Source organism: Algibacter sp. YIN40 (genome assembly GCF_057219435.1).
On record NZ_JBXVVC010000002.1, the window covers coordinates 481,808 to 501,725 of the forward strand.

A 19,918-nucleotide genomic window follows, 5' to 3' on the forward strand; every position below is an offset into this window, starting at 1 on the left:
TAATATTTGAGTAATTGTTAATTGAGTTAGTAAATGTGTCTTAAAGGTGTTTTTTAAATTTTTTTTAATCTCTTAGGGTTTAATTCCCCGATGCTTGCATCGTAATATTTATATTTGTGTATGTCAGAAAGTTGGACTTGCAACAAAAAAGGCTTTATCCTTTGGAGAGATCAACTTGAAGAAAAGTTGTATTAAGGGGATTAGGAAAGTAATCCTACCACTTCTTTCTTTAGTATGGCCACTGGCATGATATTTTAAACTGCTTATTAATTTTTCTTCATTCGTATTCATGACACTATTTTATTTGCATGAATTATTTGTTTTAATATTGATGATCCACTCTACATTAAATGTGCAAAAAGAGTTTTTTTTATTTTAATAGTAATTTTATAAACAAAAAAACTATCTTTACCATTCGTGTAACAATAGACCCTGTTTTTTAGGGTTTATTGCAGCATAAAAGGTAATGGCGAAAAGCACATACATATCAGAGAATTTAAACGAAGCCCAAATAGACTTATTAAAATATTTGGAGGATTATGAAATCCTTTATTTTAATTTAAAGGAGTTGGAGTTGCCTGAAAACCTAACAGCCAATGTCAATGAGCTGGTAGAAAACCTGTACCAAAAAGGCTTGCTAAACCGTATAGAGCGTGGGGTATATGCCAAACCCAATTATAATAATGTGAATGTGCTGGCAACTTATATAAGTTCAAATAGCACAATTGCTTATTGGTCAGCGTTGCATCATCATGGTTTAACAGAACGTTTTCCTAATACAGTATTTGTAAAAACTACACAGCGAAAAAGAGACACACAAATATTGGGTTCTACTGTGAAATTTGTTACTGTAAAAGAAAATAAAAATATAGGAGTGATTCAAGAAGGGTATGGAGACGATAGTTTTACGATAACCGATATAGAAATGACCTTGGTAGATTGCTTCGATCAACCCCGTTATGCTGGTGATTTTATCGATGTAATAAAAGCCTTTGCTAATGCAAAATTAACCAACAACAAATTAATAGAATACACTAAGGCTTATGATAATATAGCCCTAACAAAGCGTGTGGGGTATTTGGCAACATTATTTCATAAGGATAAACTGAAAAGCTTTATTAATTATGCCAAATCACAAGTAAACAAAAGGTACAGTTTAATAGATGCAGGTGGTTTACAGCAAGGTGAATTTATAAGTGAGTGGAAATTGCGATTAAACATCAGTAATGAAAACCTATTACAAATGGCTCAAACCGAGTATTAAATGATTTTACAAAAAGAGATTGTACAAAAAGCCCATGAATGGAAAGTACCACCCAATACGGTAGATAAAGATTATGTGTTGGGGCATTTTCTATCGGTGTTTGTGGCTCATTATAAGGATGAGTTAGTATTTAAAGGAGGAACCTGTTTACGAAAATGCTATATAGAAAACTACCGCTTTTCAGAAGATTTGGATTTCACGGCTTTAGATAAAAACTTTGTATTAGAGCAAAAAATGTTGCAAAGTATAGCTAAAATTACTGAAGAAGGAACAGGGATTAAATTTAGCGTCGATAAAATCAAACCCTTGAAGTTTCTAGATGAACCTAAAGGCTTTCAGGTTTACATAAAATACTGGGGAGCTAACCATTCCAAAAACCAACGACCATTACCGTCTAACCGTTGGCATACTAAAATAAAACTGGAAGTGAGCACTGACGAGGTTATGCTGTTAGATACTGAATCGTTGGCTATTATGCATCCGTATTCCGATTCGTTAATAGGTGAACCGCAAAGTCGTTGTTATAGTATTAATGAAGTGGTGTCCGAAAAATTAAGGGCATTAAAGCAACGTTCTTATACTGCGCCTAGGGATTTTTACGACCTATTTCATTTAACGCAAAAATTTTCCAAAAAAGATTGGGAAATAGTGATTCCCATCTTTCTTAAAAAAATAGAACATAAAAATTTAGAGTACAAATCACCTGAGGATTTAATTGACGATTCTAAAATAACAAACGTCAAACGTGCTTGGAAAACCAGTGTAGCGCATCAAATTAAAGAAGGACATCAACCTGATGGAGATGAAATCATTGTAATAGTAACACAACGTATTAAAACGTATTTACCTAATCTCAAAAAATAAAAATTAAGTTTTTGGAAGTATGAACGCATCCCAAATATTCAGGTGCTTAAAATAAACATAATGTAAATTGCTTAACGTTATAATTTTATGACTATATGAAAATTCAAATTTGCTCAGATTTACATTTGGAATTTTCTAAAAATAGAGAATGGCTAAAGCATAATCCGTTGGTGCCAAAGGGTGAGATCTTAATTATCGCAGGCGACACTTTTTATCTAGAAAGAGATTATTCTAAATTAGACTTCATAAATAAAATTTCTGAAGATTTTGAATACGTTTATTTAATACCAGGCAATCATGAATATTATGGTGGATATGATGTAGCAACAGCTTTATTTTCAAGACAAATAGAAATTAAAAAAAATGTACATATGTTAAACAATACATCTGTACAAATTGGTGATGTTAACTTTATATTTTCAACACTTTGGTCTAAAATAGAGAAGAATTTTAATGAAATAAAAAGGAGAATGAACGATTTTAGATTAATCAAGTTTGAAGAGGAACGATTCACCATTAATGATTATAATATGATTCATAATAAAGCCTTTGACTTTATATCAAATAAAATAAAAAAAGAAGGAAAAAAGTTGTTATTACCCATCATTTACCAAGTGACCATTGTAATGTTGATGAATTTAAAGGTAGTGATCTCAATGAAGCATTTTGTGTTGAAAAAACAGAATTTATCTTAAATAGTGATGTTGATTATTGGATTTATGGTCATTCGCATAGAAATAAAGACGATTTTAAAATTGGAAATACTAATATGATAACGAATCAATTTGGTTATGCGGAATGGGGTGAACACAAAACATTTGATTATGAGAAAATTATTGAAATTTAATCTATAGAATTCCTCGAGGTTCTACCTCGGGGTCATGTCGGAAAGTTTGAAAACCTTAGGTTTTCATCAAACTAAAAATAAACTTTTTCCGCTTGATACCTCGATGGCTCTGCCTCGGGGTAGTTTATTTGTGAAATGTAGTGTTATAGAAATAAACTAATAGCTGTAAATGATTTATTAAAATATTTGTGCCATTAAAATTATTATATAGAACCGTACCATCCATTTGAACCTATTTTATATGTCAAGTATTTTGAGCAAAAAAGTTGACATGTGTTAAAAGGAATGTATAATAATGAATTTGGATATTTGGTGTATAGACAATTACCTACAGAGGATGATGTGTTAAGCTTACCGAAAAAAAATAAGAGTAAGTTTATATTAAGCTATTCACGTAAGAGAATATACTTTATGTGTTAAGTAAAAAAAAGGCTTGTTAACTTTAGTAAAGTTTCGATAAAATTACCTGATTTTGGTAATAATCTCGCATTTTTACTAAAAAGTGTTTATAACATAGATACCAAAATAATATCAAAGGATAACAAAGTATTACACCATATTTACACCTCGTAATCTCCAAAGTAGCGTGTATCAAGGATAGTTACATATTGTATCGGAAAGTAACCTATATTAACAAATAGGTACTAAACATATAATAAATATACTATAAACCTCTTATTTACAGAGGTTTTCGTATTTTTGTTTAATATCTGTTAATATGTAATATGTGTTAATTAGGTACAATTTTGTACCTTATTTGTACCTTTTTTATTTCGAGGTACAAAAAACAGGGTTCATATCCTTTTTTTATCCCTTTTGTGGCACCTAAGTACACTTAAATACACTCAAGTACACTTATGTCCATTTAATGACATTAATTTAATGAGTAGTAATATTAAAATAACTCGAGTTTGTGATTATTGTAATAAGGCATTTTTGGCAAGAACAACAACTACTAAATATTGTTCTCGTATGTAACTTTAATAATTGAGTGTTTAATGCGAAAATTGCCATTTTATCGAAAAAATGTAACTTAATGAATATCATATAGTTATAAATTTTGTATTGTGATCCCTCCAGTAGCTTTTTATTTTACCCTTCTATCTAGCTGTGTACATCTGTATGCGCATTTTGAGTATATCTTTATTTTATGAATGAAGTTGTGTGTCTCTGTATACTAGTCAGTATTTGAGAGCACTCTTGATTTAGTTGATGAGTTTCACCTTAAGTATGTTTGATTGGAAACGATTTATAAAAACTAATTATTCTTAATAATAAGTTCAAGCTAGCTCTATTATTGATTAAAAAGACATTTCACCTTATTAAAAAACCATAATGCCCTATCTTTATTTATAAGCTAAACTAATATTGTGCTATAACAAACTAAACTAAAGATATTATTATGAAAAAAATGAAACTGGTTTATTTATTACTAATCTTTCCAACCATTTTATTTGCTCAAAGTAAAGAAATTATTGGAACTGTGTTAGATGAAAATAATATGCCTTTGCCAGGAGCAAGTGTTTTAGTTAAAGGGCTCACTATTGGTGCATCTACAGATTTTGATGGTGCTTTTTCTTTAAATGTTCCAGAGACTGGAAAAACACTAGTTGTTTCTTATCTAGGGTATATTACTAAAGAATTGGTTATAGGGAATAAAACAACCTTTAATATTCAATTAAAAATAGATACCAATGCACTGGACGAAGTTGTAGTTGTTGGTTATGGAACCCAACGTAAAAGTGATATTACAGGCTCTGTAACATCTGTAAAGGTAGATGATATTGCAGCGGCACAAAACAGCACTGTTGATGCCTTATTACAAGGTCGTGCAGCAGGAGTTCAAGTAACTCAAAATGCAGGAAGCCCAGGTTCTGGAGTCTCTGTAAAAATTAGAGGAGCAAGTAGTTTAAGAGGTAATAATGAGCCTTTATATGTAGTTGATGGGGTTATTATCTCCTCGGCAGGTGAAGATGCTGCTAATGCTTCTGCAGATGGTAATAGTTTGGAAGAAACTCAAAATGGGTTAAATGGTATAAATCCTCGTGATATTGAAAGTATGGAAGTGCTTAAAGATGCATCAGCTACAGCTATTTATGGTTCTAGGGGAGCAAACGGTGTTATTTTGATAACTACTAAAAAAGGTAAAAGTGGTAAAACATCAATACAAGCATATGTAAATACAAGCGTATCAGAAATTAGTGAACGATATGATGTTTTGGATGCTTTAGGATATGCTAACTATCAAAATGAAGCTTTATTAGTAAATGGTGGAGATCCTCGTTTTAGTATAAGTGGCGGAACAATTTTCCCCATTGCAACGGATGGAACTGTTAGTGATACACCCGCAGAGCAACATAACTGGCATGATGAAATTTATAAACAAGGTTTTTCTAAAAGTGCAGGAGCTTCTTTTAGTGGAGGAACAGAAAAGGGTAATTATTATGCTTCCGTTGGTTACAATGATCAGGGAGGTATTGTAGAAAATTCAAGACTAAAAAACGGTAATTTTAGTATTAATTTAAATCAAGACTTGTCTGATAAATTTAGTATCAATGCAAAATTGAGCGCTTTTTATTCAAAAGGAAATTTTGCCCAAGATGGAGATAGAGCTGGAGGGCAACGTAGTTTTGTTGGAAATATTTTACGCTATCCTACTTTAGTTACTGATGGTGGTACTTTTGATAACGAAGATGGGATTTCTAGTCCTTTTACATGGGTTAATGATTTTCAAGATACATCTGAAGAGAGTCGATTTATTGGATCTCTAGCTTTAACCTACAAATTCAATATAAAAGGATTGAAGTACAAGCTACAGGCAGGTGGTAATATACGAAATAAGGAGCGTAGACGGTTTTATGGTTTAACTACTTTTCAAGGAAGTTCTACCAACGGGAGCCTCTCGATTTCAAATTTAGAGACAAAGTCATACCAGATTAATAACTTATTAACCTATAACCGCACCTTTAAGAAAAAACATAGAATTAATGCCGTTATCGGTATGACGTTCGATGTTAGAGACGTTAAAAACACCCTGTATGCAGTTAATGATTTTTCTACAACTGAATTTGGTGTTGACCAACCCATTTATGGGCAACAGATTTCTCGTCCTTTAGACGTTTTACCTTTAAAGAGTCAACTCTTATCATACTTATCGCGTGTAAATTATTCGTTTGATAATAAATATATTATAACAGGAACGTTTAGAGCAGATGGCTCTTCTAAATTCTCTAAAGAAAATAGATACAGTTATTTTCCATCATTCTCTTTGGCATGGAGGGCTAATAATGAAAAATTCCTAGAGAATTCAGAAACTATTAACGAATTAAAATTTAGAATTGGTTGGGGTATGACGGGTAATCAAGGTATTTCTGCATACCAAACCTTTGCGAATTATGGACCAATATTATATGGCAATTCAGATGAAGGAACCAGTATTGGCTTTGTTCCGTTAAATGTGAGTAACCCTAATCTTAAATGGGAAACTACTAAGCAGTTAAACGTTGGGTTGGATTTTGGACTTTGGAAAAATAGAGTAACAGGAACCATAGATGTATATGATAAACAAACTGATGATTTACTATTAGATCAACCATTAGGGCCATCTTCAGGTTTTACTTCGTTGCTGGTTAATAGAGGTAGTATTAATAATAAAGGAGTAGAACTTACTTTAAGCGGTACAATTATTAACAAAAATGATTTTAGCATTGATTTAGGCGGTAATATAGCCTTTAATAAAAGTGAAATTCAAAAATTAGGAGGTAGTCCAGAAGACATTTATATAAATGGTGCGTTAGAAAATCGTGTCTTTTATAGAGGTGAAAATATATCAACGGGTAACTATTTTAGAACGCCAGCAAATATCTTTATGGAAGGCGAACAAATAGGTTTGTTTTATGGGTTTGAAACCGATGGTATTTATCAAACCGAAGATAATATTACAGTATCTGGGGCGCAAGCTGGCGATGTACGTGTAGTAGATCAAGATGGAGATGACGCTATTACTGAAGCAGATAGAACAATTATTGGAAACCCAAATCCAGATTTCGTTTATGGGGGTTATTTAAATATGAACTATAAACGATTGAGTTTAAGTGTTCTAATTAATGGTGTTTATGGCAATGAAATTGCTAATGGTAATTTAATCCAATTAGGAACCGCAGAAGGCAGATCTGTAAGTATTTTGTCTACAGCTTATGACAATGCTTGGAGACCCGATGCTCAATCAAATACTTACCCGAGAATTGGATATCTAGGAGAAGCTGGATCTCCAGCCATTACAGATAGAATTATTGAGGACGGTAGTTACTTAAGAATAAGCAATATTACATTAGGATATGATATTCCAGTTGAAAAATCAAACATTTTTAGTAGTGCTAATGTCTATGTGTCGGGCTTAAACTTATTTACGTTTACAGACTATTCAGGATATAATCCAGAAATAACTAATTTCTTGAACAATGGAAATATTGTAGGAGTAGATTGGAATGGGTTTCCTAATGCGCAAACTATCATGTTAGGTTTAAATCTTAAATTTTAATTTTAAAAACTATAAAAATGAAAAATTATAAATTCACTTTTTTAATCATATTGGGCATACTATTCACGAATTGTAGTTTGGAGGAGGAACCGCCTTTTTTAGCAAATGAAAATGTATACAGTTCTGCAAGTAATGCCACGTCTGCATTATTCGGTATCTATGAAGCCATGGTGCAATACGAATACTATGGAAACGAATTTTTGTTTTTAACAAATGTAAATTCGGGTTTAATGGTTACTAGGCGTACAGGAAATAATAATAATAATAGTTATAATAGTACCATGTCTTCTTTAAAGCCTGCAAGTGGTTTAGTTACAATTGAAAATTCATGGATAGGTATTTATGAAACTATTGGACGAGCTAATGATGCTATTAATTCAGCAACAGTATTTGATAATCCAAGTACGCCCGATGAGCTAGTTATAAACGATGTTATTGGGCAAGCCTATTTTGTAAGAGCTTTCAATTATTTTAATCTTGTTAGATTATGGGGAGAAATTCCTTTAAGGGTAACTCCAACTACAACAGAAACTATTCACCTGGCTAAATCATCTATTAAAGATATTTATGCACAAATTATAGAGGATGTAAAAAAAGCACAACAATTAATGAATGGTGCGGTTGCAAGTGGAACTCCAAAACCACAAGCGGCAGACATGCTACTTTCAAAAGTTTATATGACCTTAGCAACGGCGTCAAACGATATTCAAGACGCAGGGTTTAACTATTGGCAATTGGCGTATGATGAAGCCATCAAAGCGTATGGAAACTATAGTCTTCTTCCTAGCTATGATAATTTGTTTTTAGGGACTAATGGAAATAATACGGAAGAATCTATTTTCGAACTTCAATCTGTAGTAGGTGCTTCATTAGATCATACAAGAGGATTTACTCCAAACTGGTATACTAAGGCAGCTACATTTGGCTGGTTTAAAATAAACATAGAAAATTATGATTTACATGCTGTAACCTATCCAAGTGACCCACGTTTAGCGACTACTTATGTAAGTACCTGGACACGTGGAAATAACGGAAGCACAGAAAGATCTTATCCAACAAATACTGCTAGGTCAAACTTTGGGAATTCCTTTCCTTATCTGTTTAAACTAGGTTCAAGAGATCCTAATAATGCAGTGAGAGAGACAAATAAGAACTTTAAAATCTATAGATATGCCGATTTACTATTAATGCTTTCAGAAATTTCCAATGAGTTACAAAATGGTCAGGAAATGACCTATGTCACAGAAGTGCTTGGAAGAGTTGGTCTTACCCCGCACGTTGGGTATTCTGGTGGACAAGATTCCTTTAGAGCAGCCATCATGAAAGAATATCAGTTTGAATTAATAGGAGAAGGGCATGAATGGTTTAATAATAGACGTCGTGGATATAATTATTTTTTAAATAATGTAATAATTCCACATAATACTGCGGCATCATTTAAACCGAGCGTAGATGTCACTCATGAAACCGATGAAACTATGGTAATGTCTATCCCTATAGCAGTTGCTGAAATAAATGCAAACGACGAAATTTCCAATTAGGGATAAATATCACAAAAACAATGAATTAATTTTTTGAATTGGTCAGTTAATTAAAGAGCTGTCTTATAAAATGGATAGCTCTATAATTTAAGCTTTCAATAAAGCCTTTTTATAAACCAACAATAGGACTGTTGGTTAAACCTAATTGATTAACAAAAAGTAATAGCTATAGATTGATGAAACAACTAATTTTCATATTTCCTATTTTCTTCGTTGCTTTAAACATATCTGCACAAGGTATTAAGGACACAAGGAAACCCAATGTCATCTTTATAGCAATTGATGATTTAAAACCAACAATTGGCGCGTTTGGAGATGAATTTGCTAAAACTCCAATATTAGATAAATTGGCTAATAATGCTACTATCTTCACAAATAATCATACACAACAAGCTGTTTGCGGGCCATCTAGAGCTAGCTTACTTACAGGTAAACGACCAGATTACACAAAGGTTAGAGATTTAAAAACCAAAATGAGGGATATAAATCCTAACATTTTAACCATACCACAGTATTTCAAGGAAAATGGTTATATAACTGCCGGAGTCGGTAAAATTTACGACCCACGTTGTGTTGATGAATTTAGAGATAAACCTTCATGGAGTCTCCCATTTATAAAAGAAGCGGATTTAAATTACCCCGATGAATTTGGAAAACCCGAGTTAGGATACTATCAAAATAAGGAAATCAAAAAGCATATTACTACATTAAGAAAAGAAGCTAAAGACAAAGGGGTTTCTAATATTAATAAATATGTTAGAGATCGATACAAACCGCCCTTTGAAATTAGTAACGTACCAGATGAAGCTTATACCGATGGCGCTATTACAGTTAGTGCTTTGTCTTTATTGGATGAAGTTAGTAAAGATAGTAACAAACCGTTCTTTTTAGCCGTTGGTTTTAAAAGACCTCACTTACCTTTTGTTGCACCTAAAAAATACTGGGACCTATATGATAAAGATGCCATACAATTGGCGGCTTTTCAGAAACAATCTAAAAATGGCACTGATTTGGCTTATCACAATTCTGGCGAAATGAGAAGTTATCTGTCACCTGAAGTTGAGTATAAGCTTAATGAAGAGAATCTTTTGGATATGGATGAAGATCTTCAAAAAAAACTCATTCACGGCTATTATGCATGTGTAAGTTTTGTTGATGTCCAAGTTGGGAAAATCATTGAAAAATTAAAGCAAAAGGACTTAGATAAAAACACCATTATTGTAGTTTTGGGTGATCATGGTTGGCATTTGGGTGACCATAGTTTATGGAACAAACATTCTAATTTCGAGCAGGCTACGCGTTCACCATTAATGGTATATGTGCCAAATGGCAACAAATCAGTAAAAGTAAACTCGCCTACTGAATTTGTAGATCTTTTCCCAACACTTTGTGAGTTATCAGGATTAAATATTCCAGAAAATTTAGATGGTAAAAGCCTATTGCCATTAATAAATCAATCAAATGATGTAGTAAAGAAATATGCCGTAAGCCAATGGCATAAAGGAAAAGTAACAGGTTACAGTTTTAGAACAGAAACTTATAGATATACGGTTTGGATTGATAAAAAGAAAAGCACGGAGTTAATTACTTCTAATGATATTGTTGCCCAAGAATTATACGATTATAGTAAAGACCCTTTAGAAACCACCAACCATTTTGGGCGTGCTGAATATAAAACGATTCAAGAAGAATTGATAGGCTATTCTAAAACGTATTTTAATTCAGAGTTATTAAAAAGCAAGAGTGCAAAGAGGAGTTCCAATACTATAATTGTTGGAGCTACACTGAATCATAATGAGCTTAACACTATAAAAGAAAAGCTGTTTTTAAAAGATTTTAATTACCTAACACCAGGCAATGCTGCAAAACAAACTAAAATTCATCCTAAACCCAAAGTATGGAATTGGGAGCAAATCGATGACTTTATAAGTTTAGCCCAAAAACATGATTTACAAGTTCGTCTGCATGGACCAATTAGTCCTCAAGCTTCAAAATGGGCTAAAGAAGATCACAGAACACCGAAAGAATTGGATCAAATCATGACTGAATTTGCAACAGCTTTTGCAATAAAATTTAATAGTGAACCTACTGTAAAATGGATGGATGTTGTAAACGAAACCATACTTCCTAATGGGAAATGGTTCGGACCCAAAGAGGGTACTAATAAATGGGAAAACCCATGGTTAAAAATGGGATTAGATGAAAACGGCTATCCGCTTTATATTTTAAAAGCTTTTGAAATTGCCACAAAACATGCTACCAATATTAAGCTGGTATATAATCAAAATGCAGGAATGCAAGCCGAAATGTGGGATAAGTTAAAAGAAACCATATTGTATATAAGGTCTAAAGGCTATCGTGTAGATGGTTTTGGATGGCAAGGACATATAGGTCTTAGTCCAACAACAAAAGCATTAAAGGAGAATACGGACGTAGAATTAAAAAAATTATCAAAATTAATAGATTGGGCGCATCAAAATAGTTTAGAGTTTCATGTAACCGAACTCGATTATTTTATTGATGATTTAACTCAATTAAAAGTAGGTTTCAAAAATCAAGCTACATTTTATCAAAAATTAGTTAAGCTTTTACAAGAGAAAACAAAAACAGGTGTTGTAACACTTAATCTTTGGGATATGGGAGAGCGCATTAAAAAAGGAAAAGAAGGTGCTTTTCAATCCATTTACGATTCAAAATTTCAGCCAACACCTGCTTATAACGTCATTAAAAATATAAACGAATAATATGTTTAAAAAAGCAATTATAAAAGGAGCTTTATTAAGTTTCATATTAACTATGTTTAGTTCTTGTACACAAAGTTCAAATGAAAACAAGTCAGATTCAAGTCCTTTATATTTAGATCCATCACAACCTATTGAAAAAAGAATAGACGATTTAATGGGAAGGATGACTTTAGAAGATAAAGTATATCAAATGAACCAATTTGTTGGATTGGAGCATATGAAACAAGGAAACCCTAACGACGATAAAGAAAATAATGATGCTCAAGGTTTTTATAAAACACTTTCTGTTAATGATGTTTCAAAAATGTGTGAAGAAGGAAAGATTGGTTCCTTTTTACATGTTTTAACCGCAGAGGAAGCTAATTTATTACAAGAATTGGCCCTTAAATCACCATTAAAAATCCCAGTATTAATTGGGATTGATGCTATACATGGTAATGCTTTGGTGTCTGGGTCAACTGTTTATCCGTCACCAATAGCGCTGGCTTCTACTTGGAATGATGATATCTTATATACGATTGGAAAACAAACGGCTAAAGAAATGCGAGCTACTGGAAGCCATTGGACATTTACACCAAATATAGATATATTAAGAGATCCGCGCTGGGGACGTGTTGGAGAAACCTTAGGCGAAGATCCTTTTTTGGTTGGTAATATGGGAGCTGCTATGATTAATGGATTTCAGCAAGATGATTTTACAGGAACCGAAAAAGTAATTGCCTGTGCTAAACACATGATTGCTGGTGGTGAGTCTATTAATGGTTTAAACGCTGCACCAGCAGATATATCTATTCGTACTTTAAGAGAAGTGCATTTACCACCATACAAAAAAGCTATTGATGCCGGTTTGTATTCCATTATGGGAGCACATAATGAGATAAACGGTGTTCCATCTCATATGAGTAAATGGTTAATGACAGACGTTTTAAGAAACGAATGGGGCTTCAAAGGGTTTTATGTAAGTGATTGGCTAGATATTGAACGTATTGATAAATTACATCATGTTGCCAAAGATATGAAAGAAGCTTCTTATTTATCTGTCGATGCTGGTATGGATATGCACATGCATGGACCAAAATTTACAGACGCTATTATAGCTTCGGTAAAAGAAGGGGAACTTGCTGAAAGTCGTGTAAATGATGCTTGCCGTAAAATATTATCTGCAAAATTTAGACTTGGGTTATTTGAAAACCGTTTTGTGGATTTAGAGAAGGTTGATGAATCACTTTTTACAGAGGAGCATAAAGAGATTGCTTTAAGTTCTGCAAGAAAAGGTATTGTACTACTTAAAAATAATGGCTTACTTCCGTTAAAAGAAACAGCTTCAAAAAAGAAAATTCTTGTAACAGGGCCAAATGCAAATAATCAATCCATTTTAGGTGACTGGCATGCGGTACAACCAGACAAAAATGTAACAACTATTTACGAAGGCATAAAAAATTTAGGAGAAACTAAAGGGTATGAAGTAAACTTTTTTGATTCGGGTGAAAGTATAAGACACATTGAGGATTCTAAAATTAATGAAACAGCTAAAAAATCTGAAGAGGCCGACTATGCGGTTGTGGTGGTTGGTGATAATTCAATGCGTTATAAGTGGAAAGATAAGACTGCTGGAGAAAACATGGGTCGTGCCAACCTAGATTTGTTTGGCAAGCAATTAGAATTAGTTCAGGCTATTGAAAAAACAGGAACACCAGTAATAATTGTTTTGGTTAATGGAAAGCCAATTTCAGAACCTTGGTTGCAAGAAAATATTCCTGCAATTATAGAGTCTTGGGAACCTGGTAATATGGGTGGACAAGCTGTTGCTGAAGTTTTATTTGGAGATATTAATCCAAGCGGTAAATTACCATTAACTGTCGCAAGAAATGTTGGACAGTTACGAATGATTTACAACCACAAACCATCCGCTTATTTTCATAAATATGCTGATGAAAGAAACACGCCTTTATACCCATTTGGATTTGGTTTAAGTTATACTAAATATATTTATAGCGCACCAAAATTGTCAAGTATGACATTCAAACAAGACGAAGATATAATAGTTTCAGTTGATGTAACTAATATTGGGGAAATTGATGGAGAGGAAATCGTTCAATTCTATATCCGAGACAATGTTAGTAGTGCTACAAGACCTGTAAAAGAACTAAAAGGCTATCAACGCGTTGCATTAAAAGCAGGTGAAACAAAAACAGTAAGTTTTACTATAGATGCCGAAAGTTTGGCTTTTTATGATATCAATATGGCATATTGTGTAGAGCCTGGAGAGTTTATTATAATGACAGGATCTTCTTCAAATGACAAAGATTTAAAATTAACTACTTTAGAAGTAAATAACAGAATTGAATTATAAAATGAAACAATGTAAATTAGTTGTCATAACATGTCTTTTGATTCTTTTAAGTTGTAAGACAACTAAGGAAAATAACACATTGACTTCTACCAAAAAAAACGTATTATTTTTAATGATGGATGATTTACGTCCTGAATTAAGTATTTATGGACAAAGTCAAATTATTAGTCCCAATATTGATGCCTTAGCTAAATCAGGTGTCACTTTTAATAGAGCCTACTGTAATGTACCCGTTTGTGGAGCATCTAGGGCTAGTATCTTAACAGGAATAAGACCTACAGCAAACCGTTTTTTAAAATTTAATGCGAGTATTAAAAAGGAAACTCCCAATATTCTAACATTGGTAAAGCATTTTAAAAATCAAGGATACACGACTATTAGCAATAATAAAATAACGCATTTAAAGAGAGATATTGAAGAATGGGATGAGGAATGGTATCCTTATGTGAAAGGTTGGCGTGATTATCAATCTAAAGAGAATATAAGTTTAGAAAAAAATGGTCAACATGGTTATGCTTATGAAAGCCTAGATGTTGAAGATGATGCTTATTATGACGGTAAAACGGCAAACAAATCAATTTCAGACTTAAAAAAATTAAAAGCTGAAGGGAAGCCCTTTTTTCTGGCTGTTGGTTTTGTAAAGCCCCACTTACCATTTAATGCGCCAAAAAAATATTGGAATTTATACAAGGAATCTGAAATAGCCTTACCAAAAAATAAGTCTTTCCCAAAGTCTGCGCCAGAAATAGCCAACCATTCTTGGGGAGAATTACGATATTATAAAGATATTCCTAAAAAAGGACAAGTATCTGATGATGTTGCAAAAAAGCTTATACACGGCTATTATGCTTCTGTAAGTTATGTGGATGCACAAGTAGGTAAAGTTTTAAAAGAACTTGAAAATTTGGGATTAAGAGACAATACAGTTATTGTTTTAGTGGGTGATCATGGCTGGAGCTTAATGGAACATGGACTATGGGTAAAGCATAGTAATTTTGAAGTGGCGCTTCAAGTACCTTTAATAATAAGTGCTTCCAATATTCCGAAAGATAAGCGTACAAATTCAATTGCTGAATCGGTAGATTTATATCCAACTGTATGCGAATTGGCAAACATTCCTAGTCCAACACATTTAGATGGCGAATCTTTGGTTGAAGCCTTGCAAACGCCTTCAAAAGTATTTAAAAACACGGCGTTGGCGCGTTGGCATAAAGGTGAAACCTTAATTGCTGATAATTTATTCTATACAGAATGGCAAAGAAATGATAAAACAATAGCCAGAATGCTCTACGATCATAATAACGATTCAGACGAAAACAGAAATTTGGCAATTGAAGCATCCTACAGTGGAACTGCAGATAGCTTGAGTACAATTTTAAATAACAGATTAAAAAAATAACAAAATGAAAGATAACTTTATAAAAACCTTTTGTGGGTTAACTCTTTTTCTGGGGTTTTTGAATTCTTGTAACACAGCAAAGTCTAATACAAATGTTTCAGAAAAAGTAGAATCAACCACGAAGCCAAATATTATTTACATCATGGCAGATGATTTAACAACCCAGGCTATAAGTGCCTATGGCGGGATTTATAAAGATATTGCACCAACGCCTAATATTGATAAAATTGCTCAGGAAGGCATGTTATTTCAAGACGTATTAGTTACTAATGCTATTTGCGGACCAAGTAGAGCCGCTATATTAACAGGTAATTATAGTAACTTAAATGGGTACTACAAAAATGAAAGTGGAGGAAAATTTAATGCAGAACAATGGACGTTTCCACAAGAATTTCAAAAACAAGGCTATGAAACTAGCTTATTTGGTAAATGGCACTTAGGTACAGAACCTGTTGGATTCGATACTTTTAAATACCATAATTCTGCAGGTCAACAAGGCCATTATTGGGATCCTCTTTTTAATGATAATGGAACCGATGTTAAAGAAAAAGGCTATTCTACTAATTTAAGTACAGATTTTGCATTGACTTGGCTCGATTCTACAAAAACTTCTGAGCAACCATTTTTAATGATACTACAATACAAAGCGCCACATAGACCATGGGAACCAGACACAAAGTATGAAACATTATGGGATGATATAGAAATGCCTTATCCAGCAACCTTTAATGATACTTACGAAGGGCGTGAAAAGACGGCTGGGGATACGGAAATGACTATGGAATATTTTAGTCGTAGAGATATGAAGTTAGAGCGTCCAAAAGATATTAAGAAAGGAAAAGAAAGTATTAAATGGGATTTCTATGGTGCTAAACCAGGGGAGATAGTTCAACCAGATGGGATGAGTGATGAAGAAGGAAGAAAATGGAGGTATCAAAACTATATAAAAGATTACCTAGCTTGTGTAAAATCGGTTGATGATAATGTTGGTAGAGTTTTAAATTATTTGAAAGAAAACAACCTTGAAGAAAATACGATTATCGTTTTAACTTCGGATCAAGGGTTTTATTTAGGGGATCACGGTTTTTTCGATAAACGGTTTATTTACGAGGAATCTTTAAGAATGCCTTTTATGGTGAAAGCCCCCAAAAGAGTAAAGCCAGGAAGTGTTAATGAAGATATTATTACAAATATTGATTTCGCACCTACATTATTAGAATTAGCAGGAATATCGACCACTCAAAAAATGCAAGGAACTAGTTTTGTGCCAATTTTAGAAGGCAAAACACCTAAAGATTGGCAAGACGGAATGTATTACCATTACTATGAGTTTCCATTTTGGCATCATGTACAACCACATTATGGTATAAGAACCCAAAAATATACTTTAGCTCATTTTTATTACAATATTGATGTTTGGGAATTATATGATTTAGAAAAAGATCCAAGTCAAGTGAATAATATTTATAATAATCCTGATTATGCTGAGGTGACAGCTGAGCTAAAGGAGAAATTAAAAAACTTAATGATCAAATTTGAAGATAATAAAAGCTTAGTAGATTTTAGAAAAATAACCGATACTGATTTTGGTAGAATTGTAGATGACATTAAGGATGAAGAATCTGTACAACAGATTTTAACTAAAAAAGAAGATTAGAGTAAATTATCTTTTTAAACTAAAATCATGATTAAGAGAAATTTGTTTTTATCAGCTATACTCCTAATTCTGATTTTTTCATGTCATAAAGCTGAAGATCCATTTAGAGTTGAAAATCTCATTCCGTGGTCTATAGTTGCTTTTGATAAATTAGAACGCTCCCCATCAGAACGGGTGGCTATGATAAAAAATCTTGGTTTTAGTCAATATGCTTTTGGTGGTAGAAAAAAGCATGTCGAAACCATGAAAGAGGAGCTAAATCTAGCTAGAGACGAAGGCATCGAAATTAGCGCTGTTTGGCTTTATATAAACAATAAAGATACCTTGCTAAATCTTAAACTAGCAAATGAAATGGTGTTTGAAAGTTTAAAAGATACAGGATTATCCACCCAAATCTGGATAGGAATTGATGCTGAATATTTTGGAGGTTTAACTCAATCCGAATCCCTTAAAAAAGCTCATGACATGATTTCATATCTTTCTAAAAGAGCTCAAAAAGTCAGTTGTAAAATTGCATTGTATAATCATGGCGGTTGGTTTGGAGAACCCGAAAATCAATTAGAAATTATTAAGCGTTTACCGCAACACGAAATTGGTATAATCTATAATTTTCATCATGCACATGATCAATTAGATAAATACCGAAGTAATATCAAAAAAATACAGCCTTTTTTATGGTGTGTTAATTTAAATGGCATGAAAAAAGGTGGACCTAAAATCATTCCTATTGGTGAGGGGAACCTTGAAAAGGAGATGATTAATTTTTTAGTTAAGTTAGGTTATAAAGGACCTTTTGGTGTTTTAGGGCACGTGAAAAGTGAAGACGTAGAACTCACTTTAAAAAAGAATCTAAAAGGTTTACAAATACTTTTTGTAGATTAAATAATAGTAAAACCATTTCTCCCTTTTAAATAGCCATTTCTCCCCTTTAAATATCGGCGTTACTAGTAGTTTTACGTAACAACTATAAATCTAAATAATATGAAAAAACTTTACACTTTATTCGCATTAATTTGCTTCACAACAAATGCTATAGTGGCACAAGATATTCAGTATAATTTTTCTTCCAATGGGAATGCTGAAGGGTGGGAAGCTGCTGGATCAGCAACCTTAACAGTTGCTTCTGGTGATTTAACAATTAGTGCTATTGGAAATTTTGGAGGTGCTAGATCTTCAGACGGGCTGAATTTGGCCGAGTCGAGTTATACTACAGTTGAAATTATTATGGAAAACACTACAGATTTTGCAACTTTTCAAGTACTTAATTATTTAACAGGAAGTACGAGTGCAGGAACGGCAACTAAGCAAGATTTTACAGCTCCAGCAATGTCAGCTACTAATACTTATACTGTTAACATACCAACAGGACCAAACAGTGGTACGATAGATAGAATTGGTATTAGAGCTAAAGGACAACCTACAACAGGTACATTACGTATAGAATCAATTACCATTGTGGAGTTTGTTTCAAGCGGAGGGACTAGTTATAATGGTTTTGTAGAAAACGCTGGATTTGAAGATACAACCTCAAGTGTTGTACCTTGGACACTTACTGGAGATGGTTCTTTGGCGACGGCTACGTTTACAAATGATGCAACTGAAGGTGTTCAGGCTGCTAGAATAGATTTTGGAAATAGTGTTCCTGGTGGACAAGCCCTATTATGGAATAATTATGCATTCCCTATTAGTCCAGCTGTTGTTTATAATGAAACTGTTACGGTAAGTTGGGATATGAAAGCGACTTCAACTGCTGACATCACGGTCGCTCCTCGCTGGAAAATGGCTATTGTAGGCGGTGGCACAAGAACAACTTTTGCCGCAAATAATATTGCGACAGCTGCTTATGCTTCTTATTCTGTAAGTAGAGATGTTTCTAATTTTGCTGCTGAAACGTATAGTAACATTGAATTGGGTTTAAATATTTTTGGAGGAGAGAATGGAGCCTCTGTGTTAATTGATAATATCGTAACAATAATAACAGGTACATCATTGGGTGTTGATGATGTAACTTTCTTAGATGACAAAAACATTAGATTATTCCCTAACCCTGTATCAGATATTTTAACTATTGACTCGGCTTCAAATATTGCCAGTATAAAAGCAATTAATTTCTTAGGTCAAGTTGTTGTTATTCAAAATGGAGTTTCAAATAAGTTAAACGTTTCAACATTACCATCAGGAACATATGTTCTAAAAATTGTTAATGAGAATGGCTCTGTTTCAACGAAAAAATTTATAAAAGCCAATTAATTTATTTAAACATTTAAGACTAATAGAAATGAAAAAAATAATTGCACTAATAATATTATGTGGTTTTTTAACTACAGCTAATGCACAAAAACCGTCGTATCAAGAAAAAAAAGCAACCACAAATGCACAGCATATAGCCGATAAGATGGATTTAAATGACAGTCAAAAAACTTTACTGTATGCTATTTTGTTAGGAAAATATGAAGAAACTTCAAAACAAATAAAAGGCAATGATTTATCAAATGAAGAAAAGAAAATGATTTACAAGAAGTCATTTAAAGAAACCAATGATAAATTGTCAGTCATGTTTTCTAAAGAAGAAATTAATGCGATTAATGGATTGTTAAAAGGACAGAACAAAAAAAAGGAATAAAAGTTAAAAATTAATTTATTAGTAAATTATCATTTAGATTAATAGCTAATAAGGTCAATGCACTAGCATTGGCCTTATTTTATAAA

The 19,918-nt window shown here is 32.8% G+C and carries 12 protein-coding genes; all 12 read left to right on the forward strand.

The annotated features are described in order from the left end of the window. Window positions 1–466: 466 nt before the first annotated feature. The 12 genes from AC2D6V_RS09995 to AC2D6V_RS10050 all read left to right on the forward strand — a co-directional run bounded on the left by AC2D6V_RS09995 (window position 467) and on the right by AC2D6V_RS10050 (window position 19,832). Complete coding sequence (locus AC2D6V_RS09995; protein WP_484648000.1) at window positions 467–1,264, forward strand: type IV toxin-antitoxin system AbiEi family antitoxin domain-containing protein; 798 nt, start codon at window positions 467–469, stop codon at window positions 1,262–1,264. After that, the gene (locus AC2D6V_RS10000) at window positions 1,265–2,128 is read left to right on the forward strand and encodes a nucleotidyl transferase AbiEii/AbiGii toxin family protein (RefSeq protein WP_484648001.1); all 864 of its coding nucleotides are present in this window, start codon (window positions 1,265–1,267) and stop codon (window positions 2,126–2,128) included. A gap of 95 nt (window positions 2,129–2,223) precedes the next feature. Continuing rightward, entirely contained in the window at window positions 2,224–2,823 is a 600-nt protein-coding gene (locus AC2D6V_RS10005) for a metallophosphoesterase (protein ID WP_484648002.1), read from the forward strand. Between the two features lie 1,554 nt (window positions 2,824–4,377). Further along, window positions 4,378–7,515 carry a SusC/RagA family TonB-linked outer membrane protein gene (locus AC2D6V_RS10010; RefSeq protein ID WP_462923923.1) on the forward strand — a complete coding sequence of 1,046 codons (3,138 nt, stop codon included), beginning with the start codon at window positions 4,378–4,380 and terminating at the stop codon, window positions 7,513–7,515. Window positions 7,516–7,532: 17 nt separating this feature from the next. Further along, window positions 7,533–9,056 carry a RagB/SusD family nutrient uptake outer membrane protein gene (locus tag AC2D6V_RS10015; RefSeq protein ID WP_462923922.1) on the forward strand — a complete coding sequence of 508 codons (1,524 nt, stop codon included), beginning with the start codon at window positions 7,533–7,535 and terminating at the stop codon, window positions 9,054–9,056. Between the two features lie 176 nt (window positions 9,057–9,232). Then, window positions 9,233–11,800 (forward strand): sulfatase-like hydrolase/transferase, encoded by a 2,568-nt coding sequence (locus tag AC2D6V_RS10020; protein WP_462923921.1) that lies wholly within the window; start codon window positions 9,233–9,235, stop codon window positions 11,798–11,800. Between the two features lies 1 nt (window position 11,801). Then, a complete protein-coding gene (locus AC2D6V_RS10025) occupies window positions 11,802–14,153 on the forward strand; it encodes a glycoside hydrolase family 3 N-terminal domain-containing protein (protein ID WP_484648005.1) in 2,352 nt (783 codons plus the stop codon). Between the two features lie 79 nt (window positions 14,154–14,232). Next, window positions 14,233–15,552, forward strand: coding sequence for a sulfatase (locus AC2D6V_RS10030; RefSeq protein WP_462923919.1), 1,320 nt, complete (start codon window positions 14,233–14,235; stop codon window positions 15,550–15,552). A 4-nt stretch (window positions 15,553–15,556) separates the two neighbouring features. Continuing rightward, complete coding sequence (locus tag AC2D6V_RS10035) at window positions 15,557–17,209, forward strand: sulfatase family protein (protein ID WP_462923918.1); 1,653 nt, start codon at window positions 15,557–15,559, stop codon at window positions 17,207–17,209. Window positions 17,210–17,236: 27 nt separating this feature from the next. Further along, window positions 17,237–18,091 carry a sugar phosphate isomerase/epimerase family protein gene (locus tag AC2D6V_RS10040; protein ID WP_484648007.1) on the forward strand — a complete coding sequence of 285 codons (855 nt, stop codon included), beginning with the start codon at window positions 17,237–17,239 and terminating at the stop codon, window positions 18,089–18,091. Between the two features lie 99 nt (window positions 18,092–18,190). Then, entirely contained in the window at window positions 18,191–19,459 is a 1,269-nt protein-coding gene (locus AC2D6V_RS10045; RefSeq protein WP_484648008.1) for a T9SS type A sorting domain-containing protein, read from the forward strand. Window positions 19,460–19,487: 28 nt separating this feature from the next. Further along, complete coding sequence (locus tag AC2D6V_RS10050; protein WP_462923915.1) at window positions 19,488–19,832, forward strand: hypothetical protein; 345 nt, start codon at window positions 19,488–19,490, stop codon at window positions 19,830–19,832. Window positions 19,833–19,918 lie beyond the last annotated feature (86 nt).